Source organism: Streptomyces sp. SPB074, assembly GCF_000154905.1.
Lineage (GTDB): Bacteria > Actinomycetota > Actinomycetes > Streptomycetales > Streptomycetaceae > Streptomyces.
Map to the genome: position 1 here is coordinate 138,446 of NZ_GG770540.1, position 23,641 is coordinate 162,086.

The 23,641-nt window shown below is 68.7% G+C and carries 23 protein-coding genes and 1 pseudogene; 16 read left to right on the forward strand and 8 right to left on the reverse strand.

All coding sequences use genetic code 11. The features are described from left to right. Positions 1–76: 76 nt before the first annotated feature. Positions 77–568, forward strand: coding sequence for a hypothetical protein (locus tag SSBG_RS29920; protein ID WP_008749752.1), 492 nt, complete (start codon positions 77–79; stop codon positions 566–568). Here SSBG_RS29920 and SSBG_RS31995 read toward each other — a convergent pair. Further along, positions 569–1,572, reverse strand: a pseudogene (locus SSBG_RS31995) (IS5 family transposase). It abuts the gene before it with no gap. A gap of 225 nt (positions 1,573–1,797) precedes the next feature. Here SSBG_RS31995 and SSBG_RS33930 point away from each other — a divergent pair. The 5 genes from SSBG_RS33930 (at position 1,798) to SSBG_RS29950 (ending at position 7,670) form a co-directional block, all read left to right on the forward strand. After that, a complete protein-coding gene (locus SSBG_RS33930; RefSeq protein WP_008749753.1) occupies positions 1,798–2,070 on the forward strand; it encodes a hypothetical protein in 273 nt (90 codons plus the stop codon). Positions 2,071–2,374: 304 nt separating this feature from the next. Next, positions 2,375–3,547 (forward strand): ParA family protein, encoded by a 1,173-nt coding sequence (locus SSBG_RS29935; protein ID WP_008749754.1) that lies wholly within the window; start codon positions 2,375–2,377, stop codon positions 3,545–3,547. After that, on the forward strand, positions 3,544–4,677 hold the full coding sequence (locus tag SSBG_RS32005; RefSeq protein WP_008749755.1) for a ParB/RepB/Spo0J family partition protein: 1,134 nt from the start codon (positions 3,544–3,546) through the stop codon (positions 4,675–4,677). The genes SSBG_RS29935 and SSBG_RS32005 overlap by 4 nt, the downstream gene beginning before the upstream one ends. Positions 4,678–5,448: 771 nt before the next feature. Next, entirely contained in the window at positions 5,449–7,353 is a 1,905-nt protein-coding gene (gene mobF, locus SSBG_RS32015) for a MobF family relaxase (RefSeq protein WP_008749757.1), read from the forward strand. Between the two features lie 125 nt (positions 7,354–7,478). After that, entirely contained in the window at positions 7,479–7,670 is a 192-nt protein-coding gene (locus tag SSBG_RS29950; RefSeq protein ID WP_037872391.1) for a hypothetical protein, read from the forward strand. Positions 7,671–8,387: 717 nt separating this feature from the next. Here the strand turns inward: SSBG_RS29950 and SSBG_RS29955 are convergent. Next, positions 8,388–8,912: a DUF3223 domain-containing protein gene (locus tag SSBG_RS29955; protein WP_234010805.1), complete on the reverse strand. Its 525-nt coding sequence runs from the start codon at positions 8,910–8,912 to the stop codon at positions 8,388–8,390. 428 nt (positions 8,913–9,340) lie between these two features. Here SSBG_RS29955 and SSBG_RS29960 point away from each other — a divergent pair, with 428 nt between their 5' ends. After that, complete coding sequence (locus SSBG_RS29960; protein ID WP_037872342.1) at positions 9,341–10,432, forward strand: replication-relaxation family protein; 1,092 nt, start codon at positions 9,341–9,343, stop codon at positions 10,430–10,432. Positions 10,433–10,512: 80 nt separating this feature from the next. Beyond that, the gene (locus SSBG_RS29965; RefSeq protein WP_050776958.1) at positions 10,513–10,749 is read left to right on the forward strand and encodes a hypothetical protein; all 237 of its coding nucleotides are present in this window, start codon (positions 10,513–10,515) and stop codon (positions 10,747–10,749) included. Here the strand turns inward: SSBG_RS29965 and SSBG_RS29970 are convergent. After that, the gene (locus tag SSBG_RS29970; RefSeq protein ID WP_008749761.1) at positions 10,733–11,158 is read right to left on the reverse strand and encodes a hypothetical protein; all 426 of its coding nucleotides are present in this window, start codon (positions 11,156–11,158) and stop codon (positions 10,733–10,735) included. The two genes, SSBG_RS29965 and SSBG_RS29970, sit on opposite strands and share 17 nt — an antisense overlap. Before the next feature lie 318 nt (positions 11,159–11,476). Between SSBG_RS29970 and SSBG_RS29975 the strand changes: the two genes are divergently transcribed. From SSBG_RS29975 to SSBG_RS30010, 8 genes are all read left to right on the forward strand, one after another. Then, the gene (locus SSBG_RS29975) at positions 11,477–12,013 is read left to right on the forward strand and encodes a hypothetical protein (protein ID WP_008749762.1); all 537 of its coding nucleotides are present in this window, start codon (positions 11,477–11,479) and stop codon (positions 12,011–12,013) included. A 129-nt stretch (positions 12,014–12,142) separates the two neighbouring features. After that, a complete protein-coding gene (locus SSBG_RS29980; protein WP_008749763.1) occupies positions 12,143–12,421 on the forward strand; it encodes a hypothetical protein in 279 nt (92 codons plus the stop codon). Continuing rightward, on the forward strand, positions 12,378–12,932 hold the full coding sequence (locus tag SSBG_RS29985) for a DUF6879 family protein (RefSeq protein ID WP_086023121.1): 555 nt from the start codon (positions 12,378–12,380) through the stop codon (positions 12,930–12,932). The genes SSBG_RS29980 and SSBG_RS29985 overlap by 44 nt, the downstream gene beginning before the upstream one ends. A 10-nt stretch (positions 12,933–12,942) precedes the next feature. Further along, the gene (locus tag SSBG_RS29990) at positions 12,943–13,791 is read left to right on the forward strand and encodes a helix-turn-helix domain-containing protein (RefSeq protein ID WP_037872343.1); all 849 of its coding nucleotides are present in this window, start codon (positions 12,943–12,945) and stop codon (positions 13,789–13,791) included. A 113-nt stretch (positions 13,792–13,904) separates the two neighbouring features. Continuing rightward, positions 13,905–14,297 (forward strand): DUF6415 family natural product biosynthesis protein, encoded by a 393-nt coding sequence (locus tag SSBG_RS29995; RefSeq protein ID WP_008749766.1) that lies wholly within the window; start codon positions 13,905–13,907, stop codon positions 14,295–14,297. Between the two features lie 517 nt (positions 14,298–14,814). After that, positions 14,815–15,648 carry a hypothetical protein gene (locus tag SSBG_RS30000; RefSeq protein ID WP_050776959.1) on the forward strand — a complete coding sequence of 278 codons (834 nt, stop codon included), beginning with the start codon at positions 14,815–14,817 and terminating at the stop codon, positions 15,646–15,648. A 139-nt stretch (positions 15,649–15,787) separates the two neighbouring features. Next, positions 15,788–16,090, forward strand: a complete 303-nt coding sequence (locus tag SSBG_RS30005; RefSeq protein ID WP_037872346.1) for a hypothetical protein — start codon at positions 15,788–15,790, stop codon at positions 16,088–16,090. A 6-nt stretch (positions 16,091–16,096) separates the two neighbouring features. Next, positions 16,097–16,417, forward strand: a complete 321-nt coding sequence (locus SSBG_RS30010) for a hypothetical protein (RefSeq protein WP_008749769.1) — start codon at positions 16,097–16,099, stop codon at positions 16,415–16,417. Positions 16,418–16,575: 158 nt separating this feature from the next. Here SSBG_RS30010 and SSBG_RS30015 read toward each other — a convergent pair whose 3' ends face one another. The 5 genes from SSBG_RS30015 to SSBG_RS30035 all read right to left on the reverse strand — a co-directional run bounded on the left by SSBG_RS30015 (position 16,576) and on the right by SSBG_RS30035 (position 23,551). Continuing rightward, positions 16,576–18,336: an ABC-three component system protein gene (locus SSBG_RS30015; RefSeq protein ID WP_008749770.1), complete on the reverse strand. Its 1,761-nt coding sequence runs from the start codon at positions 18,334–18,336 to the stop codon at positions 16,576–16,578. After that, a complete protein-coding gene (locus tag SSBG_RS30020) occupies positions 18,314–18,580 on the reverse strand; it encodes an ABC-three component system middle component 6 (RefSeq protein ID WP_037872348.1) in 267 nt (88 codons plus the stop codon). The genes SSBG_RS30015 and SSBG_RS30020 overlap by 23 nt, the downstream gene beginning before the upstream one ends. Continuing rightward, positions 18,577–19,512 (reverse strand): ABC-three component system protein, encoded by a 936-nt coding sequence (locus tag SSBG_RS30025; protein WP_050776960.1) that lies wholly within the window; start codon positions 19,510–19,512, stop codon positions 18,577–18,579. Before SSBG_RS30025 ends, SSBG_RS30020 begins: the two co-directional genes overlap by 4 nt. Positions 19,513–19,628: 116 nt before the next feature. Further along, entirely contained in the window at positions 19,629–20,660 is a 1,032-nt protein-coding gene (locus SSBG_RS30030) for a YaaC family protein (protein ID WP_008749772.1), read from the reverse strand. Between the two features lie 194 nt (positions 20,661–20,854). Then, the gene (locus SSBG_RS30035; protein ID WP_008749773.1) at positions 20,855–23,551 is read right to left on the reverse strand and encodes a DEAD/DEAH box helicase; all 2,697 of its coding nucleotides are present in this window, start codon (positions 23,549–23,551) and stop codon (positions 20,855–20,857) included. Positions 23,552–23,641: the final 90 nt, after the last annotated feature.

Genomic DNA, 23,641 nt, shown 5'->3' on the forward strand with positions numbered 1-23,641 from the left:
ACCCGTGAACCCTTTTTCGCCCGGCCACGTCACAGGACAGAGAAGCTAACCGCCGCTCCGTTGTCTGGGAGGACACATGCGCATCAGGGCATTCCGCTCGGTCAGTCTGCTCGCTGGGGTTGCCTTGTCCGTGGCTGGCTTGGGGGCCGTATCCGGTTGCGGCAGCCACAAGGAAGCTGCTGGCGGGGACACGGACGGACTCGCAGACCGCGCCCAGAAGGTCGCTGCGGCGTGGGACGGCTCGGCTGCGGCTGCCGCGTGGAGGGCTGGCTACTACCCGATGGGGGAAACGGTCCAGCTGCCACGCGGCGGCCTGCGCAGCCAGTCCGACAAGCAGGCTTACGAAAGTCGGAACTTCATCTTGAGGGGGGAGCTGCCCAGCACCGGGCCGAAGGATGGGCGGGTGACGTGGACTAAGGACGACTCACTCGCCCGGCCGCTGGTGGATGCGGACGAGTCCTACAGGGCCTTGGCAGATACTCACATCGGCGGGCAGCCGCACCTCACGGTGACCGGGGCGAAACTGGGCAAGATGACCTTGCCCACTAGGGAGCGTATTCGGTTGTGATCAAGAGGCTGCTCGTGTGAGGTCCTTGATCCAGATCATGGAGGCCCGGAGGTGGAGTCCGGCGAGGTAGCTCCCCGGGGTCTTGTCGTAGCGGGTGGCGATGCCTCGCCATGCCTTCATCCTGTTGATCGTCCGCTCGACGGTGTTCCGTTCCTTGTAGAGCTCGGTGTCGTGACTGACGGGCCTGCCGCCTCCACTGCCTTTCTTCTTCCGGTTGGCGGCCTGGTCCTTCTTCTCCGGGATGACCGCTTTGATACGGCGTTTGCGCAGGTGGGCACGGTTGCCGCGAGACGAGTAAGCCTTGTCTGCGGCGACTGCGTCCGGCCGGGTGCGGGGGCGGCCGACGGGCCCGCGTATCCGCACCTTCTTCAGGACGGGGATGAACTGTGGGCTGTCCGCTGCCTGGCCCGCGGTCAGGATGAACGCCAGCGGGCGGCACTTGCGGTCGGCGGCGAGGTGGATCTTGCTGGTCTGCCCGCCCCTGGAGCGTCCGAGGAGGGCGGCCTTCAGCCGGAGTTTGCGCCGACGCCGGACGCGTCGTCGTTCTTCCCGCGCGGGATCGCTTTCGGTCTCCTGCCCGGTTTGTTCGTCGCAGCCGCCCCCTTTGACCTGGCCTTCTCCTCCTCGGCGGCGGCTTTCTCCAGGGCGGTGACGACGTCCTCGTCGAGGTGCATCCCGGCCGCGTCGTGGTGGGCACGGGCGGTGGTGGAGTCGATGCTGACCAGGGACAGGTCCACCTCACCGCGCTTCGCGGCTTCCGCGATCAGGCCCTCCAGCAGGGCCTCGAAGACCCCGGCGTCACGCCACTGCCGGAAGCGGTTGTGGACGGTCGACCAGGCGCCGAACTCTGCCGGTATCTCCCGCCACTGGCCGCCCGTCTTGAACCGCCAGATCACGCCCTCGAACTGCTGCCGCAGCCGCTCGGGGTACGGGCCGTACTCGCCGATCGGCAGGTACGGCTCAATGAAATCCCACTCCGGGTCGGTCAGTTGCACTCGCGTCACGTACGACGGTCTACCGGACCAGACCGTGCCACGAAGGCACATCCCGCAGATTGATCACGACTCGATACGCTCCCTAGTCGCGGACTGGCAACGGTTCCGGCTTGGCTCCTTACTCTGGACGGCTACGCCACCCCTCTCAAGCATGCAGCGGCCGTCCCGTCGAAGGTTCCCTCAGCGCCGATCAAGGCAGCCCGCGACATACCCGGGTATCCCCTCAACCGGCTCGTGAAGATCTCCGCAGGCGGGCGCTCGGTGACTGTAGTCGCCCTCCACGGCATCTGTGATGACGGCGCTAAGGTGGACGTGCTCGAAACGCGCGGCAGCGTTGTGCTGTCGGCTACTGTTGAGGGCCATGGCGAGGGCAGCAGCTGCACCAAGCAGGCGAAAATGCAGCAGGTGACGGTGAAACTGGCCCACCCTGTGAATGACCGCCCGGTGCTCGATGCACACACGGGTCGCCCCGTTTCTTATAAGGGCCTGCAAGGAATCTCGTCGTAGTCCGAGTCAGAGTTGACGCCTCCGGGCCTATCGGTCGGTCCGGGCTCCTGGTCATGGTGGCGATGGCCGCGTTCTTCTCCTCCGGCATCAGCGTCGCAGGTCATCGGTCATTCCAAGCGCCACCAGGCCCGCACCACCCGTATCCAGCATGGGATGTGCAAGCTCTCCAACGCTGCTCCGGTCGGACAGGACGCGCTCGTGATTATCACGCCGTGATAATCACGAGCGCGGCGATGGGATGAAACCTCGTCAGTTGGAGCGAAGCGGATATACCGTGAGGCCGTCGAGTAAGTAAGGTGACGTCATGGCCTCTCCATACCCTGACGGAGACCGGGAAAAGGTGGCGTCCAAGCTGCCAGCCCCGCTCCAGCAAGCACTGAAAATCCGGGCCGCGGAACTCGCTCTCGACATCCAGGAGGCGGTCGAGGCCGGCATCACTGCCTGGCGCGCACTATCAAGCCCCCACGACCCCGACACGGTCGACACGACCGGGGCCCGCTCCTTCTCAACATGGCTTCCCCCAGGGATGTACGACGACTTCAAGGCGACCTGCGCCGAGCGGAACGTCTCCTACACCCAGGGCCTGGCCCAGTCCGTGAACGTCTGGCTCACCGTCAACCCCTCCCCCCGCCAGACCACGACGATCGCCGTAGAACCGGAGCGGAAGATCGTCGGAAACCAGAAAGGCGGCGTCGGCAAGACCGCCGTCTCCGCCGGCATCGGACAGGCCTACGCCGAGGCCGGCAAGCGCGTCCTCATCGTCGACTTCGACCCCCAGGGCCACCTCAGCGAACAACTCGGCGTCCCCCAGATCGAGCCCGAGCACGACAGCCTCGTCTCCCACATGTGCGGAGACAGCAAGGGTGAGCTGCGCGACCTGGTCGTGACCATAGAGGATCCCCGCTACGGCAAGCGCCTCAACGTCCTGCCCGCCTGCTTCGACGGCTTCCTCCTCGACGCGAAAATCGCCGTCGTCGCCACCCAGAAGCGCGGCTTCCAGAAAGAAGCCGCCCTCGAACTGGCCCTGCGCCCCCTGGAAACCGACTACGACGTCGTCATCATCGACTGCCCGCCCAGCCTCGGCATCGCCATGGACGCTGCCCTCTACTACGGCCGCCGCCGCCGCGACACACCCCCCGGCACGAGCGGCGTCATCATCCCGGTCCTCGCCGAGGACTCCTCCGCCACCGCCTACGGCATGCTCGCCCAGCAGATCGAGGACCTCTGCGAGGACCTCTCCCAAGAGATCGACTACCTCGGCCTCGTCGTCAACCTCTACGACTCCCGCCGCGGCTACGTCGCCACCTCCTCCCTCGAAAGCTGGAAGGCCATCGGAGACCCCAAAGTCCTCGCCGTCATCGGCGACCTCAAAGAGCAACGCGAAGCCGTACGCAAACGCATGCCGCTCCTCTCCTACGCCCCCCACAGCGACCAGGCAGAAGCCATGCGGCAAGTAGCGCGAGGAGCGACCCGATGACCAGCAAGGCCGACACCCTCGGCAGCGCACCCGCCTTCGGCACCGCGCGGAGCGCCCGCAGTTCCCGCCGCGCCGCCATCGACCGGACCATCAACGGCGACGATGCCGCCAGCACGCATGTCACCGAGCTCCCCGTCACCCTCGTCAGCGACAACCCCGACAACCCGCGCAACCACCTGCGCAACCTTGAGGAGATCGTCGAGACCGTCCGCGAGGTCGGGATCATCCTCCCCATCGTCATCGCCACCACCGACGCCTACCTCAAGGACCGCGCCGACCGGGTCACCGATCTCGACGCGGGCAGCCAGTACGTCGTCGTTGACGGCCACCGCCGCCTCGAAGCCGCCCGCCGCGTCGGGCTCGCCACCATCCCCGTCCGCGTCGACAACGCCCGCGTCACCACCGACGAGGCCCTCCTCGAATCGGCGTTCATCGCCAACTACCACCGCGACGACATGACCGACCTCGAGGAGGCGAACGCGCTCAAACAGCTCGTCGACTACTACGGCTCCCAGACGAAGGCAGCCAAACGACTCGGCCTGCCACAGAGCACGATCTCCAGCAAGCTCTCCCTCCTCAAGCTCTCTCCCGAACTCCAGAAGGATCTCGCCACCGGCGCACGCAAGAGCGAGCACGTCCGCAACCTTGGCAAGCTTTCCCCCACAGAGCAGAAAAGGAAAGCCGACGAGCGCGCCGCCGCTTCACCCGAAGTCGCACAGCCGGGCCAACTATCACGCCGTGATAATCCCGAGCCCTTTTCCACACCCGGGGGCCAGCCGCAAGTTCCGGCACCGGCTGAGCAAGGTCAGCTATCACGGCGTGATAATCCCAAGCCTCGCTCATCGGCAGCCCCACCCCAGGTAGCGCCACCCCTCGAGGAAGAGCGAACGGTGGCAGCGCCTCGGCCGAGTGCGGCGCTGCCACGCCAGCACGGCGAGACGCTCATGAACGCCGCCTTCGAGGAGCTCACCGCCGATCAGCGCAGCGCCTTCATCCTGCACTACTTCCAGCGCAGCACCGGAGTCGACGCGGTCATCGCGGACATGCGCGGCGACCTTGATGTGCCCGCGCGTGAATCGCTCGCACGCATCCTGCAACAAGTCGCCGCAGGCCTGCTACGCGATGCGTGATCTTGCTGTGGTGGTCGCGCGGCGACGCTCGCGTTGCGCGACCACCACAAAGGAGAGGCACGGAGGCCACAGATGATGGATATGCGAGACGCGTGGGGCGCTGTATTCGCACGTTCGTCGTCGGGTCTCGTGGCGGGGAGCATCGCGTCTTGGATCCCCTGCCACCCTCCGCAGATGTCGCGCCGGTCTGGGAAAAGCCGGTAGGGGTCTGACGGTTCGTCTTTGCGCGTCCTGCGGGGCCGGTGCCCATGGACCAGATCAGCTCGTAGATGCCGGGCGCGCGCTGAACAAGCTTGACGCGGAGGCCGGTGCGGAAGCGGCCGGTGCGCAGATCCTCGACGAAGGCCGCCACGGTCTGGCGGAAACGGTGGCGCTGCTCTGAGGTGAGGCGGTCCAGGTCGGTGGTGAAGCACGGCAGGGTTTCGTAGGTGGGCGCGTCGGTCCTCCTGGCAGCAAGGAGTCCCCGGTGTTGCCGGGGGCGGGAGACGGGGTGACGTGGTGCAGGCGGCGGCGTTCTTGGCTGTCGCGCGGGGGAGCTGTACGTGAAGGGGCGCTGGATACCGCTGCAGTCGGCTACTTGGCGTTTTCGGGGCGTGTGGCGTGTGGGACTGGTGGCGCGCAGCATTTGCATGGCCCGGGTGGTGTCCGCCGGGCGGGCGCGGCGCCGCCGGAAACGTCCGCCCGACGGGATCGGCCGTGAAGTTCCGGTGAACCCTCCCGCCCCACGAGATCGGGCTTTTGTACAGGTCAGGACCGGTGTCCCCTGTCGGGATGCTGAGTGTCGCGAAGGTCCAGAGGCGTAACGCCTGGCGCTACTACGTACGCGGAGTCGCCTTCGGGGACGGCCGCCGCCCGGTCGGCCAGTCCCTCAAGGACGCCCAGGAAACGGCCGGCCTCCCGCCGGGACGGTGGTGGGGGCGCGGCCTGACCGCCCTCGGGCTCACCGCAGGCGCGGAGGTGTCCGAGCGGCAGATGGAGCTGACCTTCGGGCAGGGCCGGCACCCGGACGCCGACCGGATCCAGCAGCACCTCCTGGACGACGGCGCCGACCCGGCCACCGCGCGGCGGGCGACCGTGCTCGGGCAGCCGATCGAGGAGATCGAGGCTTGCAATCAGACCCCGCTGCTCGCCCTCGACTTCACTTTCCGCCCGCAGGCGTCCCTGATCGTGCTGTGGGCGCTGGGAGACGCCCACACGCGCCGGGTCATCGAGCGGGCGCACGAGCGGGCCGTCGACAGGGCACTGCGCTGGCTCGAGGACGAAGTCGCCGAGACCCGGTGGTCATCGGGCCGCAGCCGCGCGAAGACGCCGGCCCTCGTGGTCGCGGCGTTCCGGCACTTCGACAACCGGGACGGTTTCCCGCTCCTGCACGAGCACTGCTTGGTCCTCAACCGCGTGCAGCGCCTGGACGGCAACGGTGATCCGAAGTGGGGCGCGCTGGACACCCGCCGCCTCTACCGCCACGTGGTGGCCGCCGGGACGCTCTACACCCTCGCGATGACGACCGAGGTGTGCGAGGAGCTCGGGTTGGCGACGGTGCCCCGGGAGGTGACGCCGGGCCTGCGTCCCGTGATGGAGATCGCCGGTGTCGACTCCGAGCTCATCGACTGGTCGGCCACCCGCCGCCAGCAGATCGAGGGCGTCCTGGAGGGCCTGACCTACAAGTACGCGCAGGAGCACGGGCGGCTGCCCGGCGAGCAGGCCCGGCACGGTCTGGGGTGGTGGGCGGCGCAGGACACCCGCCGGGAGAAGAAGACCCCGCGCCCGCTGGAGCAGCTGCTCGCGTGGTGGAAGGCGTCCGCGCTGCTGAAGTTCGGCAAGCAGGTGGTCGACGGGCTCCTTCACCGCTGCCGCGCGGCGGGTGCGGCGATCCGGGCCCGGGTGGACCCGCACGTCGACGTCGTGCTCGCCGCCGTCGACGTCGCCGCGGTCGTCTTCACCGTGCGCGGCAAGTTCGCCCGCCGCCACGTCCTGGCCGAAGCGCGCCGGCATCTGCTGGAGACCCTGCGCGGCCGCGAGTTCACGCGCGGCCTGGACGACTACATCGCGGGCCGCGCCCTGGCCGACCACGGCCGCCAGACCACCGACCCTCAGCCCGACCGCCGGGCCCCGGCCGCCGACCAGATCTTCTACACCGCCGACTTCCCCGAGCCCGATCCCTGGTTCATCGCCGGCACCGACGGCACGCCGCCCCGGGAGTCGTCCCGCTACGAGCGGGCCCGGGTTGCCAGCCTCGCCGTACGCAACGCGATCCGCGCCGCCCGCACCACTTCCGCCGGGCAGGCTGACGCCTCGGCCGCGACGTCGGCCGCCGCGCACACCGGCGAGCAGCACCACGACCAGCCGTCAGCCCCGCCGCACGCCGTCGACCACCCCGGCCGGGACGCCGCCCTCACCCCGGCGCAGCAGGCCGCCGCCGTCCACGCCCACCAGCAGGCCGCGATGCCCGACGAGTACCTCCAGGGCCGCACGACCGACGCGGGGACATGGCTGCGCACGCCGAAGAACCTGGAGCGGCTCGCCGCCTTCACCCGCGCCGCTGACGCCCGCCGCCGCACCTACGAAGACACGAAGCCCCCGGCCGCGCCCGACGACCTCGCCGACGGCCACCGCCAGCAGCACGAGCAGCAGCACCGGCACCCCGGTCACGGCCAGGGGCCCGGTCCACGGCCGTGACCGCCCGGCGGGACGCACATCGAAGCCGCCGCGCCAGCACCCGGCACGCACCCGGCGCCCCGGCCCCGCAGACACCAGGGCGCGGCGAGAGTACGGGGACTGCCCCCGTGAACGAGGAGGAACCCGTGGCCGACCTGATCCTGATACAGCTCTCGCCGAAGCAGCGCGAGCGCCTGGAGCACCTGGCCGACGCCAGCCGCCTGCGGACGGCGCTGTACCCGTCGCCGAAGCCGCAGCCGGCCTGGCGCCGCTCCCGGCAGTACCCCGGCGGCCGGTCGAACCCGTGGCGCACCGTACGGGGCCGCCGCCGAGGATGAGTGGACGCGGTGGCTTCCATCGCGCGGCCGTTGCACGAGGGGAGTGGAGGCCACGGTGGCGTGGATCGGGCGCTCCATTCGGTGCGCTCCACCCGGTGGGGTGCGGAACACCCGGCATCCGGTGCGGTGGTGCGGTGCATCGGGTGCACCGGTGCGGCCGCCGACGATGCCGTGCACTCCCACCCGCCGCACCACCGCACCGGTGCGCCGCACCGCGCGTTCCACTGCCGCGCGTCGGAGTGACCGCCACTCCCGTCCGCTCCACTCGATGCCCCCCCCTTGACCGGGTGCGCCGCCAAATTCCATCCAGCCCATCCGGTGGAAAGCAACCCTTGTCCAGCTACGAGTTTCGGCGTGATCTTCGACGTTTCCCCTTGACACACTCCGCTACCACCCACGGAAACGCCTCGCATCGCGCCCTTGATGCCCGATGCGCGAGGGGAGACTTCTCCCTCCCGCCGCACCGCGCACCGTCACCGTCCGTAGGGGCAGTGCGTGGCGCGGAGGATGCCGTGCATCGCCGCATCGCGGTGCGGTCCACCGGGTGGAAGCGCACGACACCGTCCGCGCCGAGTGGAGAGTGGAGGCCGCCGCGAAGCGCACCAGGCGCGGGAAGAGTCCACCCGGTGCGCTCCACCGGGTGGGGAACGCGCGCAACTCAACGCACCATGCGTGCCGGTCCGCACCCGCGCGCTGCCAGCCCGGACATCCAGTGCGCTACACGCGCGGGCGGCGCAGGTTCTCTTTGGCCGACAGGAGCCCGAGTACGGCGTGCTCCTGGTAGTGGGCGTGCCAGCGTTCCGCCAGGGGCCGGTCGGTGAACAGGGCCAGCCCCCGCGCTGTCTCTGCGGTCAGGTCGACGGCATCGAAGCCGCCGGCGGCCTGGACGAACTCCGTCGCGATGTCGTGGAAGCGCGGGCCCTGGAAGTAGGCGACGTGCGTGGCGTCGGTGGCCAGAGGCTGGCCGCTCTCGTCGGACACGAGCGTGTTCGACGCCTTGCGCGACTCGTAGTAGGCGTTGACCTGCGGTTGGACCTCGGTGCGCATCGAGGCCAGCACGCGCTGCCGGTGGGTGGGAGGGGCCAGGCACTTCTTGTACGAGAAGGCGACCTTGCTGCCGTCGACCTGGACCGCTTCCGGGCCTTTGTGGTGACCGCGCGGGGTGGGGATGATCCGGAAGCGGTCCACCCCCGGGCCGACCTTCTCCGCCGCGTCGGGGTGCATGTCCAGCAGGTCCCGCAACAGCAGGTCGTCGTCCTCCCGGTCGATGCCTGCCCGAAGCCGTAGCGGCCCAGAACCGCCTGCGCCGCTTCCTGTCGGGCCTTCTTCGTCGCGTAGCGGCGCGGGCCGATCCATACCTCGGGCACGTTGAGCTCCTCTGCCAAGCGGGTGACGGGACGCTCACGCTAGAGCACATTCCCCGGTCCGGCGGGAGCTTTGCTCTTGCTGTCAGCCTGGCGGGGGACAGGGAGCCGATCATGATGCCGCTCACGGACAAAACAGGAGGACATGGGGGTGGTCAAGGAGGAATCGGACACCCGCCGTCGTTGATCGGCAGACCGCGGACAAGGGGTCCTTCCTCACGGTGGCTCCGGCCCGCGCGCAGACCCGCGCTCGGGCCGGACAACCGCCGACCCGGCCACGTACGGCCGGAGAAACCCGAGGCCGCGATGACTACCGCACCCGACCCGCACACTCCGCCCGACCCGCACACTCCGCCCGCTCCGACGGACACCGCTGCGACGGCGAGCCCCGCTCCGAGCCCTGAGACAAGCCCCGCTCTCAGCCCCGCAGTCTCCAGCCGTTGTCTGACGGTTGTTGCTGATCAGACCCCCGATTCGCCTGCCCCTGCCGGTTGCAACTCCTCTTCTCCTGTTCCTGATGCCCCTGGAGAAGCGTCCCGGCCCCGGAAGGCGGCGTCGAAGGCCGGCGCGGACCTCCGCGGGGAGGTCCTGCTCACCCTCGCCCAGCTGCGCCTGGCCACACCCCGCCAGCTCAAGGCGCTGCTGCTGCCCCATCAGCAGGACACCGACCATGTCCGCCGTGCGCTGCGCAACCTGCTCGGCGAATCCCCGGCTCTGGTCGGCCGGACCCACCGCGCCCAGCAGAGCTACTGGTACTGCACCCCGGCGGGCCTCGCCGAAGCCGCCGCCTCCGGTGAGCTCGCGCCGACGACCGGACGGACGACGGGCAAGCGCATCGCGGCCAGCAAGACGGGCCTGCGCGAGCACGGCCTCGCCCTGGTCGACACCGTCATCGCCTTCCACCAGGCCGGGCTGGCCGACCACGCCGACTGGCAGGTGGAAGTTCCCCACCCCACCCCCGCCGGGAACCTTCTGCCCGATGCCGTAGCGCTCCTGGCCGATGGCTCCAGCGCGTTCGTGGAGATCGACCGCACCATGTCCTACGCCCGCCTGCTCGCCAAGCTGGAACGCTACGACGCCTACCGCAACGCGCCGCCGTCCGGACGCGGAAACGCCGCACGCCCCCCGCGCAGCCACTGGCAGGAGACCTACGCCGGGCCATCGCTGGAGCGGCCCTTCCCGCCGCTGCTGTTCGTCTTCGCCCCGGCCTCGCGCCGTGCGGCCCCGGACACGAGGGAGGCCACCTTCCACGAGCGTGCCCGGCCGAACTGGCGGATCACGGTGGCGACGACGACCCTGCACCGGCTCACCCATGACGGGGCTGACCGGCCGGTGTGGCGGGTCGTCGGCCATGGTGAGGGCCGGCGGGCGCTGACCGCGTTGCCCAAGCCGCAGTGAGCAGGGCGGGCTCGGCCTCCATCCAGGCCGGGCCCGCCGCTGCCGACTGCGCTGTCGGTGGCGGCTGGGAGCCTGGTCGGATGAACGAGGGTGACGAGCAGCTGCTGCGCGGCCGGGTGTACGGCCACGACCACGAGGACCCGAACCCCGGCCCGCTGCCGCACCAGACGTACGCCGTCCTGGTCGGTGGCCCGCCGGACGGCCTGCTGCTCGACATCACCGGCTGGCGGCCGGAAGAGATCGAGGACGGCGTCGCCTTGATGACCGAGCTGGGGCGGTGGCCCGGTGGCCGCGCGCTGTTCAACGGGGGCGTCTGACCGTGCAGCGGACCAGGACGTAGGGGATAACGCAGAATGCACCGACGTTGCAGGCGACGAGCAGGGTGATGAACAGCCAGTAGGAGAACCCGTGGCCGTCGGAGGCAGAGAGGAGAGACCCGCCGGTGAGGCTGATGAAGATGCCGGTGACGGTGAGCCCGGCAGCCCAGCCGAGGGCGCTCATGCCGATACCGAGACCGATGAATGACCAGAACAAGGCAGGACCAACGAGGACCGCGATGGCTCCGATCACGGGCGGGGTGACGTCCCGGTCGCCGATGAAGTCCATGAGCTGCGGGATGGAGATGAAGGTCCATAGACCGGTGAAGGCTAGGCCGATGACGACCGCGACGATCGTGATCACACGGTTGGCGCGACTGCTGGAGTCGGCGTTCGCGGCGTCGGTCATGGGCAGGGGGCTCCTTCGGCACGGCGGGCGAGTTGATCGGAACCATCCCGGTATAGCCGACGCCGGGCACAAGGGGGCGCGCTTCCGCGCAAGGCGTCCGAGATCCGACCATGGGGCCGACCACGCTGGTCCGCACCCGATGCCGCGCCAAGAGGCAAGCGCGTCCGAAGTGACACGAGATTCGCACAAGCGACCTGCTGATGAGATGGTCGCGCCCGACTTCCCCGACAACCTGGCGCAGACGCGATCGTCTGGAACGCCACTTACGACGCGTCGCCGCGCCCGCCCCCGCGCCAAGGCTGCGCTACACCTGAGGGCATGAAGCTGGAAGACCTCAGCCCCCTGATGAAGCGTCGCCGAGCCGGCGGCCTCGACTACGGCTACGACCGCTTTCGCGCCGACCCGGCCGTGGCCTCTCTCCAGTGGCCGGACGACGTCGTTGAACAGTTCCTCTACGACCACGGCGACAACGCGCCCTTCGTCACCGACTACGGCAGCATCGACCTGCACAACCTCACCTGGCGGCTTAGGACGATCCCGGCCGCGGACTTCCACGGGATGCCGACCGGGGCGTCCGACACCGGCTGCATCGAGGAGTACGCCGAGAACCTGGTGCACTGGGTCGCGGTCCGCCCCCAAGAAGTCGGCCGGCACTGGGAAGAACACGGGACGTGGCTGCGCTCGCCCCTCCTGATCGACCGGCGCCTCCTGGCCCCACCCGGCAGCGGTCTGCAGGTGCTGGAGGGCCGAACCCGCGTCGGAGTCCTGCGCGGACGTCTGCGCGAGGGTCTCCACGTCGGGCTCCGCCATCAGGCATGGGTCGGACGCGCCTCAGAAACCACCCCCGCGCCATAGGGCCCACGTTCCGAACACCCGCCGCTCCCCGGTACTCACCGGTCGACCAGGGGCTCTTGACGCCGGCCCCCCGACGCGGGACGGTCGGCGCGCGCAACTACGCGCAACCGATTCACAGGGGAGTACGCCATGGCGTTACGGTTCGTCGGGATCGATCCGAACACCGGCGGCGAGGGATCACCGACGGTGTGGGTGGAGGAGGAGAGCGCGGACCTGGTCCTGCAGGGCGAGGAAGCCGACGCCGTCCTCAAGTCGTTGGTCGGCTCCACCGAGTGGGTCGCCGGCCACCGGGCGGGGATCCCGCCGCATGAGCGGGTGATCCGGATCCCGGTCCGCATGGTGCAGATTCTGAGGGAGGCGTGCGATGCCGCTGAACGCGCAGCAGCTGAACACCGCGACGTTCGCTGAGCTGCTCGCCGCCACCCACCGCACGGCGGTCCACCTGGAGATGCGCGACCTGTACGCAGTCGGCGACGAAGCCGAGGACTTCGCCTCCTTCCTCCAGACCGGCGTCCCCAGCCTCGACCCCGGCCGCTCGTTCTGGCCGCAGTGGATGCCGCTCGTGCAGGGCGCGGTCGCCCGCGGCGTGCGGATGCGCCGGGCGCGGATCGTGTCCGAGCCGGTCACGGACTACATCCGCTACGAGCACGCCATCACCCCGCTCAACCTTCAGGCCGGTGAGGACGTGCGCTGGCTGCCCCGCCGTCACGCGAGCGACATTCCGCTGCCCGGCAACGACTTCTGGCTCCTGGACGACCAGCTCGTGCAGTTCCACCACTTCACCGGCGCTGGCGACTGGGCAGCGGACGGCAAGGAACGCACCACCGCCCCGGCCGCCGTCGCGCTGTGCCACGCCGCCTTCGAGACGGTCTGGGAGCGCGGCATCCCGCACGAGAAGTACACCGTCCAGGCCCACTGAGCAGAGCATCGTGAGCGCATCCCCGTCCTCCAGCGCACAGGCCGCCCGCGAGGCGCTCGCCGTCCGTTTGCAGCACCTGCGCAAGGACGCCGGCCTCACGGGCAAGGAGCTCTCGGCCCGGTGCGGCTGGCACCCTGCGAAGACCACCCGCATCCAGAAGGGCGCCGCCCCGCCCTCTGACGCGGACCTGCGCGCTTGGTGCGCGGCGTGCGGCGCGGGCGACCAGGCCGAGGACCTCATCGCCATCGCCCGCGCCGTGGACTCGATGTACATGGAGTGGCGCCGCCTGCACCGCACCGGCATGCGCAAGACCCAGCAGGACCTCAACACCCTGCACGCCCGCACCCGCCTGTGCCGCGTCTACGTCTCCAACGTCCCGCCCGGCTTCCTCCAGACCCCCGCCTTCGCGACCGCCCTCATGGAGAAGATCACCGCCTTCCAGGGCACCCCCGACGATGTCTCCGAGGCCGTCGCCGCCCGCATCGCCCGCTCCCGCTTCCTCTACGAAGGCCACCACCGCTACCTCGTCCTCCTCGAGGAATCCGTTCTGCGCTACCGCACCGCCACCCCCGACGCGATGCGCGGGCAGCTGCGCCACCTCCTGGACGTCATGCCGCTCCCCTCCGTCTCGCTGGGGATCATCCCGTTCACCGCCCCGCGCACGGTGTGGCCGCTGGAGGCCTTCTACCTCCACGACGACGACCTGGCCGTCGTCGAGACCCTGACGGCCGAGATCAAGGTGACACAGCCGCGCGAGCTCGCCGACTACGCCAAGGCCTTCGGCCACCTTGCGGACATGGCCGTCTACGGCGACGCCGCCCGCTCCCTCATCCAGGCCGCACTCGACACCCTCGGGTGAATTCCCGCAATCCTCCGCAACCCAGTAGGAGCCCACTCCGCTCCTGGCCTACCGTCAGCGCCACCCACCAGCCTGGCGGCCCCGCAGACCGCCCGCGCGGCAAGGCCCCCCATATGCACACCAGCAAGCACACGATCCTCCACGACCCCGACGCCCTCATCGAAGCCCAGCTCCCACCCCACCGCGCCCCCTACGAGAGCCTCGTCAACGCCGTCCTCGCCTGGACCGACAACAACCCCCTCGAAGCCCGCGACTACGAACAGATCAGCCTCCAGCTCAACGCCCACGCCCGCGCCCTCGCCACCCGCATCCAGCACGCCGCGCACCCACTGCCCGAAGACAACGGCCCCCGGGAGCCCGCCCACCTCGTCCTCGACGAGGCCCACACCCTCCTGGCCGCCCCCATCAAGGGAACCGCCCACTGCGTCCAGAACCGCGCGCGCCTGATCCGCGCCCTCTACGAACGACTGGACCGCCTGGAAGCTGCAGGTCCCCCGACCGTGTGACCTGCGGGCCCGGTCCCGACCCGCCAGGTTCTTCGTCGGCAGCGGAGAACGCCTGTCTTTCCCCACGGCGTGTAGCTGTTTGCCGCGCGTGCGGGCCTGGCCGCGTAGTTGCCCTCGGCGCCGGTGCATGAGGGGGATCGGCAGGGTTTCAGCCACCACATGTGATTCCCCGGCGGGGCTGGCTGGAGCGGCTACAGAGCCCCTAGTCGGGCCCGATGGCGGGAGGGCAACTTCGGGGGCGGGGGAGGGGCCTCTGGGCCCCTCAGGGGACCTTCGCGGATTTCTGGCGAAGCGGGCGGCAGTTTCTGCTTCTGAGGATGGTTCCCCTGCCGGGGACCCCCGGGGTTCAGCGCTGCGCCTTCTGAACCTCACCTACTAGTGTCATTGACATTGAACTCGTCACGGTCATCGTCAGATGTCATCGTCACGCGTATATTCCAGACACCCGCTACAGCGTCTGAACTGCGGAAGTTGAATTGTTTGCCCTGTGGGGTGCCCGTCCGGCATGTTCTGTGGTGTGAAGCAGCAGACATCCCAGAAGCCGGTCGCCTCTCCCGCCCAGACGCGGGAAGCCCTCCTCGAGCGGGCCGCGCGCGACTTCGCGCCCATCCGGCGGGCGTTCGTGCAGAAGAAGCGAGACGAGGCTGACCGGTCCAGCCGACTGGCCGAGTTCGTCACCAACGGAGACGTGCGCGGCCTGCGCGCCTACCTGTTCATCGTCGCGATCACCAGTGCCGAGACCGCCGAGTCGGGGTGGAGCACCACCCTCCCCGGCATGGTGTGGGCCAGAACCTTCGGAACCACGGAGGACGCGACACCGGCCTCCGCTCGCACAGCGGTGACCAAGGTCCTCAAGCGTCTCGAGGAACGCCGCCTGATCACCTACGAGCGGCCCAAAGGAACCTGGGACATCCAGGTCACGCTGCTGCGCGAGGACGGAAGTCTCGATCCGTACACCCGGCCTGGCAACCAGAACCGCGACGCCTACCTGAAGATCCCGTTCGAGCTTTGGCGTACCGGCCTGATCGACCAGCTCGGCCTCCCGGCCCTAGCCATGCTGTTGACGGCCAGCTGCGAGCCGGCCTTCTTCGAGCTTCCGACTGAGCGGATGAAGGAGTGGTACGGGTGGTCGCCCGATACCGCCGAGCGCGGCTTCCGGCAGCTGGCGAAGGAGGGTGTGCTCCAGGTCCACAAGACCTACATCGCCGCCCCGCTCAGCCCGACCGGGACGGCCGAGGTCAACCGCTACGTGCTGCTCCCGCCGTTCATCGCACGCTCCGCGCGGAAGAAGGCCCCCTCCACGGATAACCCCGTCGAGACCACAGGTGATGCCCAAGCCCTTGGGCAATGAGGAGAGGAGAATCACGAAAGTGGGAGTTACCCACTTTCCCCAACGCGGGTACCTTGGTGCTAGGAGCTGGAAGGCCTGCCTCCCGATCGGAGAGGCATGAGCCGTGGAGAGCCCTCCGGCGGAACCGAGGAGCACGCACATGACCGCCATTCACGAGCGCGAGGAGTTCGAGATCGTCGCCGAGACTGAGGTCGACAGCCGCGGACGAGTTTCCCTCGGTCGTGCCGGAGCCCGTCCGGGCCGCCGGTATCGAGTCGAGAGCAACCCGGACGGCGTGCTGTTGCTGACCCCGGTCGTCTCCATCCCGGAGCGGGAGATGCGGGTGTGGAACGACCCGCACCTCGCCGAGCGCATCCGCACAGGGATCAAGCAGGCCAAGGCCGGTAAGACCATCGACCGCGGCGATTTCTCGCACTACCTCGAAGAGGACGACGAGGACTAGAACCAGGTGCCCACCCTCCGCTTCACCGAAGATGCCGACGAGACCCTGAACCGCCTGACCATCGGCTCGAAGGCCGACCCGGCCAAGCTGAAGAAGGTCAACAACGCACTCGCCCGCCTGCAGGCCAACCCGCGCCACCCCGGCCTGCACTCCCACCAGTACGAGAACTTCCCCGGGCACGCCTCGGAGAAGGTCTGGGACTCCTACGTTGAGAACCAGAACCCGAGCGCTTGGCGCATCTACTGGATGTACGGGCCGGATGAGAGGACCGCGGCGGGGGAGACGATCTCGGTCATCACCGTCCTCGTCATCGGCCCCCACCCGTAGAACAGGGCTGAGGGGGGGGAGATCAGCAATTGCTGATCTCCCCCCCCTCAGCCTTTTCGGCATTCGAGCAGGTGGTCAGCGACGTTAGATCTCTCTGTCGGCGGTCCGGCCGCAGCCGCAGACTGAGCAGCGTGGCCGGGCGCGCGTTCTGGCTGTGGCTATGCCTTGCCTGCGGCTTTGAAGCGGAAGCCGAAGAGGCCGCCCTCTTCGTCGTCGGTGAGGCGGGGGCTACGGATGTGAGGTTCGGGGTTGAATCCGCGCTGGGCAGCGGTGCTGAGGGTATCGGTGTTGAGGGTGACGATGTACTGCATGTGCTCTTCCTCCGTGACTTCGGCCGCGAGCGCGAGAGCTCGTGCGACCTGCCGTTCATCGACGCCGTCGTAGAGGTGGCTGTCGTGGATGAGGAAGTCGGGGCCGCGCTCGTGGCGGTGTGCGAGGACGGCCAGGGTGAGGTCGAAGCAGAAGATGACCATGTTGTTGATGCCGCGGCTGTCGTCGGCGTCGATGCGGGGCGTGATGCTGAGGCTGGTCCGGCCGGCCTCGATGGCGAGGTAAGCTTCGCGGCCCTCGCCGTAGAGGCGCTGGGCGTACCGGGAGAACAGCAGGATCGCTTCGTCTGTCTGCTGGCGGCGCTCTCGGAGGTCGAGGTCGACGGCCTGCTGCAGTTCAACGCTCTTAGCGGTGATCTGGCGGGCGCTGGCTTCGAGGGCTTGCGCTGCGTCGAAGCGGTGGCGAAGAGCACCGAGAGCGGCCTCCTCCCGGCCCAGGGCTGTCTGCAGGGCGGTCAGCGCTTCCAGCGCTCCACCGTCCGCCAACTCGCGCAGGAGGCGGGCCTGGTCCTCACCCAGGTCGGCACGTTCCTGACGCCGGGCGGCCAGGCGGCCGGTGAGTTCCTGGATCTCTTCCTCCAGGAACCTGCGCCGATTGCGTACGACGGAGTGATGGAACGCCTTGACGTCGTCGAAGCGACGCCGGACCTGGTCGTTGAGGATGACCCCGAGCTCGCGGTAGGCCGGCTCGAGGTAGGAGACCTCGACGTCGGCGGTCTCGGTGACCGCGCCCTGGAGTTCTTCGAGGTTGTGCTGGTCGATCACGTCGTCTTGGGCGAGCTGCTTGATCCGGCGGCTCACCTGGTCTGCGCGCTCTTTGAGGCGCTCGTACTCGGGGACGACCTGGAAGGCGGCAACCTGCGTTCGAAGCCGTTCGACCTGTGCTTCGGCGAGAGTGATCTGGCCCCTCAGATCGGCCGTGGACCCGACGATCCGACCCCATACGGGATCGTTGACGGCCTTCCTCAACTGGTCTCTCGTCGCCTTGCGGGCATTGAGCTCGCGGTACCCGTTGACCAACTGCCAGTCCAGCCCGAGGAGGTAGGACAGATTCGACGATGCCTCGGCGGCCGCCTGTCGGGAAAACGTCCGGGTCGGCTCGTTGAAGCCGTGAGCGGAGACCCGGCGGATGAGGAACGACAGGAGCGTGCGACCACTTACTCCGGGATGGTCACCCTCCAGCCCGAAGAGATCCCGCTCGATGACGCGATTCCACTGCTCCACGGACAGCTCGACGTCCTGGCCGTCCGTGAAGAGCGTGTCGGTCGGCGCGCCGGATACGTCCCGGCTCAGCGACACGACCTTGGGATTGTCTCCGCGCCGTCGTACCTCAAGCGGATTGTCCTGCCACGGCCAGTCCATAGCGAGGCCGAAGGTGATGTGGCGCAGCGCCTTGTTCGTGGCCAACGCCGCGGAGGATTTCGCCCCCAGCAGGAAGTGTATGAGCTCGATCAGGCTGGACTTGCCGGCGCTGTTACGACTGTCGGTCTCAGCCGACGACGAGGTGGTGTCCGCGACCAGCAGGTTCAGTCCCGGCGAGAACTCCACCGTCTTGAACCGCGCGTCGTCAGCGCTCAGACGGCGCAGCATCCGTACTCCTTGCGACGAGAACGTCCTGGACCAGCTCCACCGCACCCATGGCGAAGAGGATGTCCAGGGCCAGAACGAACCACTCGAACGATACCGGCGAGGTATGGGCCTGATCAGCGCGCCAGCTTTTCAGCCTCGCCCACGTCTGACTGACGGTCCGCGGTTCATCGAGCTGGAGGAGAACCTGCGCGCCGACAGCGAGCAGGCAGCGGTCAGGAGCGATTCCCTTTGTCGGAGTGATCATGCGGTCAGTCCGATGCCAGGCTGCCAGCCAGCGGGCGGGGCCTCGAAGATGTCGCATCGTTCGAAGAAGTGCGCCAGGACAACAAGGGCGGCGCGCAGCACCTTCGGTCGCGGCTGGGCGTTCCCCAGGAAGTACATCTTGAGCTGCCAAAGAACGTCGTCGGCGTCGCTGTAGTCGCGACGCACCTGCTGGTAGTACAGGCGGAAGCCCTCTGCGACCTCGTCGTGCTCCAGCTCGCTCCGGCTTCCGGCGTAGAACGCGTCTACCAGGTAGCTCTGTCGCATGCCGCGGAGGAGGTCCTCCCGATCCGCTCCTTCGATCTGGTTGAAGTCCAACTTCTCCACCGGCACGTCAGGCAGGGACACCAGAGGATTGGGCTCGGCGCGGATGTCCTGCAGCTGCTTCAGTAACGGCGCCAGGTCCTCCATCCCGATGCCGAAAGTCGTGTCCTTGATGGGGATCTCGCAGCGGAGCACGTCCTCGGTCTCCATCTGATCAAGCTGCATGCACTCGCGCCACAGCCGCCGGGTGCCCATCTGCTCGAATCGCAGCGAAGGCATGCTGTCCCGCGCACTTGCCAGTAGAGATGTGACTTCCGGATGCACACCCCGCCTGTCGTTGTGCACGAAGACAAAGGTGTCGAATTCGCCTTTTCGCTTAGCGAGCGCCCCCGAGAGGTCCCCGTCGAACTTCTTGCGGATCTTGTCCGGCTTCACGGTCTGCGGTGCGTAGCAGGCGTACAGCTTTCGCGAATGCAGGCTGAGGCCATCAGCCGACCTGTCACCCAGGCTGCCAGCCGTGCGCACGTCGAGGAAGTCTGGGTAGCGCAAACACATCAGCCGATGGAAGAAGTCTTCGAATTCGTTCTCGTAGAGCTCCGCCATCAATTCAAGGAACTTGACGTGTGCATACATCCGCTGCTCAAACAGCATGAACCCCCCTTGCGTACAGAGCTGCCAGCGTAGCTGTGCGTGACTAGACCCAACACCCTTTGATCAGATCCTGTGGTTGCTTACACCCAGTCACGGATGTGAGTTCTGCTTGACGTCTACGGCCAGGCGGCGACTTCCTCGATGGTGTCCGCGATCAGGGCGGGTAGGTGGTCCATGGCCCTTTCCAGGATCTTCTCGATGGGCACCGCTTGTCGGCTGCTGTCCACGTTGATGTGGTTGGCCCACTGGGCGGGCTGGTAGCGGGCGAGCATCGACAGCGCGTACAGCACCGCCCACCACGCCATCAGCGGGTGGAGTTCACCTGGCAGGCCCGCTACAGCGGGAAAGAAGTAGCGATGCCCGGCATACTTCCGGGTCAACGCGGACAGGCGCTCCAGGCGCTCCTCTTTGGTGCCTGTCCCTGCGGGCATCTTCCAGTGCATGTAGAGCCAGCCGGCGTCCGGGTGGTGACGCACGTAGTCCGGCTCGGCATCAGCTCCCGTCCGGCGACGAGCGAACTCCTCGTACCCGGCGGTGCCGGGGTAGCTTTGCAGGAATTCATCCAGTGCCGCGCGACTGCCGTCGTCTACGACGCGGTCCAAGATGTCGCCGACGTGCAGGGTGAGCAGTGGGTGAAACTCGGTGCCGTCGATCGAGTCCGCGCTGGCGTAGAGGGGCGTGAACCGCTTCCGGTCGGTCAACGGGTACTGCAAGTTCACAGGGAGGGTGTCCCAGACCTCCTCCAGCCGCACGACCGTGTCATTACCCCAGACCTGTGACCGCAGCAGCTCGCTGAGCCGTACGAAGCTGCCGGCGCTGCCAGCAGGATCCGTGCGGATCTCGATGTCGGCGAAGTCCAGGTGGTAGCCCGACGCATGGATGCCGTGAGAGGTCAGGTTCCAGTCCCCGCCCTTGAGGGCGACGGCCGCGGCCGCGATCGCTCTGCCAGCCTGACTCAGGCCATAGAACACCAGTAGGGGACGGGTCTGCGGCCCCACGACCTCGGCAGCCTTGAACATCTGCTGCGCCTGCTCCAAAGCCGTGGCGTACGTCTTCGCCCGCGCCCCACCGCTCGCTCTACCCGGTCGGCTGGAACGACTGGCCCGCAGCCTCTCCCACGCACCAAGGGGATCTATCTGCATGTGCATGGAGGGACGCTATCCAACAGCTTGTGTCGTCGGAGGGCGTTCTCACGGGCAGACTCAACAGCCGGCAGAGGCCCCGTGTTGCAGTAGATGTTGCACCGCCATCCGGTGCTAGGAGGCAATCGAAGGCCCGGTCGCGACGCTCCGGGGCCTCCACTTCGCTGACCGCCCCGCTCAACGACGAGCCGGGCAGCCTGTCACGCCCAGTTCATGCCGAGCGTGGTGAGGGCGGTGCGCTGTTCTGCGGTGAGTCTGTCTCGCCTCGATTTGGTGTTCGAGAGCCACACCCCCAGTTTCACCGGTACCGTCTCGCCGTCGACCACCACGTCCACTACCGCGCCGCGCGGGACGGGCCGCTGTCCCTCCGTCTCCACCCACTGCGCCAGGGCTGCCAGGCCCCGCTGGAACGCCGCCTCGGCCTTGCTCCCCGGCTTCTTCGGCCCCTCAAGGGTGGCGGTCAGCGCCGGACGGAGCTCCGCTGGGGCGGGGGCCGCTGCGGGGAGGGCCGCGCCTTGTACGCCCAGCGCCTCCAGGCGCTCGCGCTGTTCGGGCAGGAGCTGCGCCCAGGTGCCGGGTTCTTGTTGTTTCCAGCGCCAGGTGCCGATGTCGTCGCCTTCGAACATGATGCCGGGTGCGATGCAGGGGAGGGTGCCGTCGGCGTCGACGAGGTCGGCGAGGACGCGGTAGTGGCGTTGCCAGTTCAACGACCAGGGGCAGTCCCAGTCGGGGTCGATCTCGGTGAGCTGCTTGGCGCGCTGGGCGGCGCGTTCGGGGTCCTTGCCCAGCCCGTTCTTCGTGCCCTTCCGGCGGAGGTTGGCCATGTACTGCCCGACGGGCACCGTCGCCTCGCCTTCGCCCCACACGGCGTCCTGCCGGGGTGCGAGGTGCCCGGTGGCCCGGCGGTAGGAGCGGAGCGTGGAGAGTTTGTTCTCCCAGGCTTCCTCGCCCGGTTCCCAGACCATCCCGGCCTCCGGCGCGTCCAGCAGCGTCTTGCGCCGCTCCTCCAGCTCACTCGCCCGCAGCGCCCTGCGCTGCTGGTGGACCCACCGCCCGAGCGGGAAGTCCTTGGTGACGCCGACCTCGACCTCCAGGTCGTACGGGACCGCGTAGACGCCGGTGATGCCGTTCTCCGCCCTCCACCGCAGCAGAGCCCGGTAGCCCTGCAGCCACACCAGGGATTCGGGCCGGTAGACGCGGGTGCGCAGGAACGCGGCGATGGCCGCAGGGTCGCGTGGACTGGAGAAGTGGAGCAGCGCGGACTCGGCAGCGGCGCCGGTGTCCTCGTCCTGCTCCTCGCTGTCGCTCTCACTCCCGTTCGAGACGATCCGCCCCTGCGCGTCGCGCTGGACGTGGATCTTGCGCTTGCCGCGGGTGAGCGCGCGGGAGGCGAGCTGCTCGACGAGGCGCTCATCGTGGCTGCGCAGGCCCTGGAGTACGGCTACGAGAGGCTTGTAGCTCGCGGAGGCGACCATGTCGGTCGGGTCTTCGCCGGGCTCCAGGAAGATCGGCACGATGATCCTGGCGGTCTTCGTGCTGCCGTCGCGGTTGAGCCTGAGCGCGCGGCCGATGTTCTGCACGATCTCCACCTGGCTGCCGCGGGTGTCCGCGAAGCAGATCGAGTCGACTCCCCGCTCGCCCGTGATGTCCACGCCCTCGCCGAGGACGCGAACGCTGGCGAGGAAGGCGCGGTGGACCCGGCGCCCGGCCGCGTCGATGCCGTTGGCGAACTGGTGCAGGGCCTCGCGTCGCTCGGCGACGGTGTGGTCGCCGCACAGCCACGCCGACCAGACCCGGTCGGGGGGTACGTGGCGGCCTGCCTCCAGTTCGTAGAACTCGGCGTCGATCGCCGACTTCGGGAGCTTGTCAGCGGCGGCCAGGTCCTCGTCCGTGACGTCGTTGACGTACAGCGCGGCGGCGGTGGCGGGGAGCTTGTCCGCGAAGGCGCGGGCTTCCTCGACCTTCTGGTGGAGCGTCATCATCGTCTTGAGGTTCCAGCGGGCCGCGTGCTCCAGGAGCGCGGGCTGCAACAGCGCCAGGCGCCGGCCGCGCCGCGCCTCCTCCGACTCCCCGAGGACGGGGGAGGGGTCACGAATCTCCAGGACGTCGATCTCGAACCCGGCGAGGATCTCCCGCTCGATCGCCTCGGAGAGCCCGAGCTCGGCGAGCCACGCCCCGTACGTGCCGTCCGGGTCGTCGGCCATGGTCGCGATCACGGCCTCCTGGCCGTCCGCGCCTTTCTGTGGGCGGGGCGAGGCGAGGATGCGCGGGGTGGCGGTGAGGTAGAGCCGGAAGTCCGCCGGGATCCGCTGGTTGTCGTGGATCGCCGCCCACGGACGGCCGAGGTCACCGGCGGTGCCGTGGGCCTCGTCCACGATGGCGAGGTCGAAGCCGTCCATGCGCTGCCCGTAGAGGCGCTCCCCGCCCGCCAGAGCGGCCTCCAGCGGCCCACGAACCTTCGCCTGCCCGGTCGGGTCGCCGATGTCCTCACGATCCACGAGAGAGGCGTAGGTGGCGAACACGACGACCGGCCCGTGCCCGGCCCACAGGGCGAGCTGGATCGGGTTCGTGGTGGCTCGCACCCCGAGCGCGTCCAGCACCGAGTCGTTCTCCAGCGAGCACACCGCGACCATCGGCGCCCGGTGACCCACCGCCCGCCACGCCTGGGCGGTCTGCACGAGCAGGTCCAGAGTTGGCACCATGACCAGGACCCGCCCGTCCGCGAAGCAGTCCAGCGCGCACGCGGCGGCCATGATCGTCTTGCCCGAGCCCGTCGCCGACACGATCGTGCCCCGGGCACCCCGCGGGGGAACGGATGATCTTGCAGGGAATCCAACCCACCTGCGAAACGCGGAGCGCTGATCGACCTGGTGTTCTTTGAGCGGAATCGCTGACATTTTCTTGCCTCCCCGAGCGGTAAATTCGTGCGGCTTTCAGAGGGCCGCGTGCGGAACGCAGGCCGCGCCCAAGTCGTTCCAGATGACCGC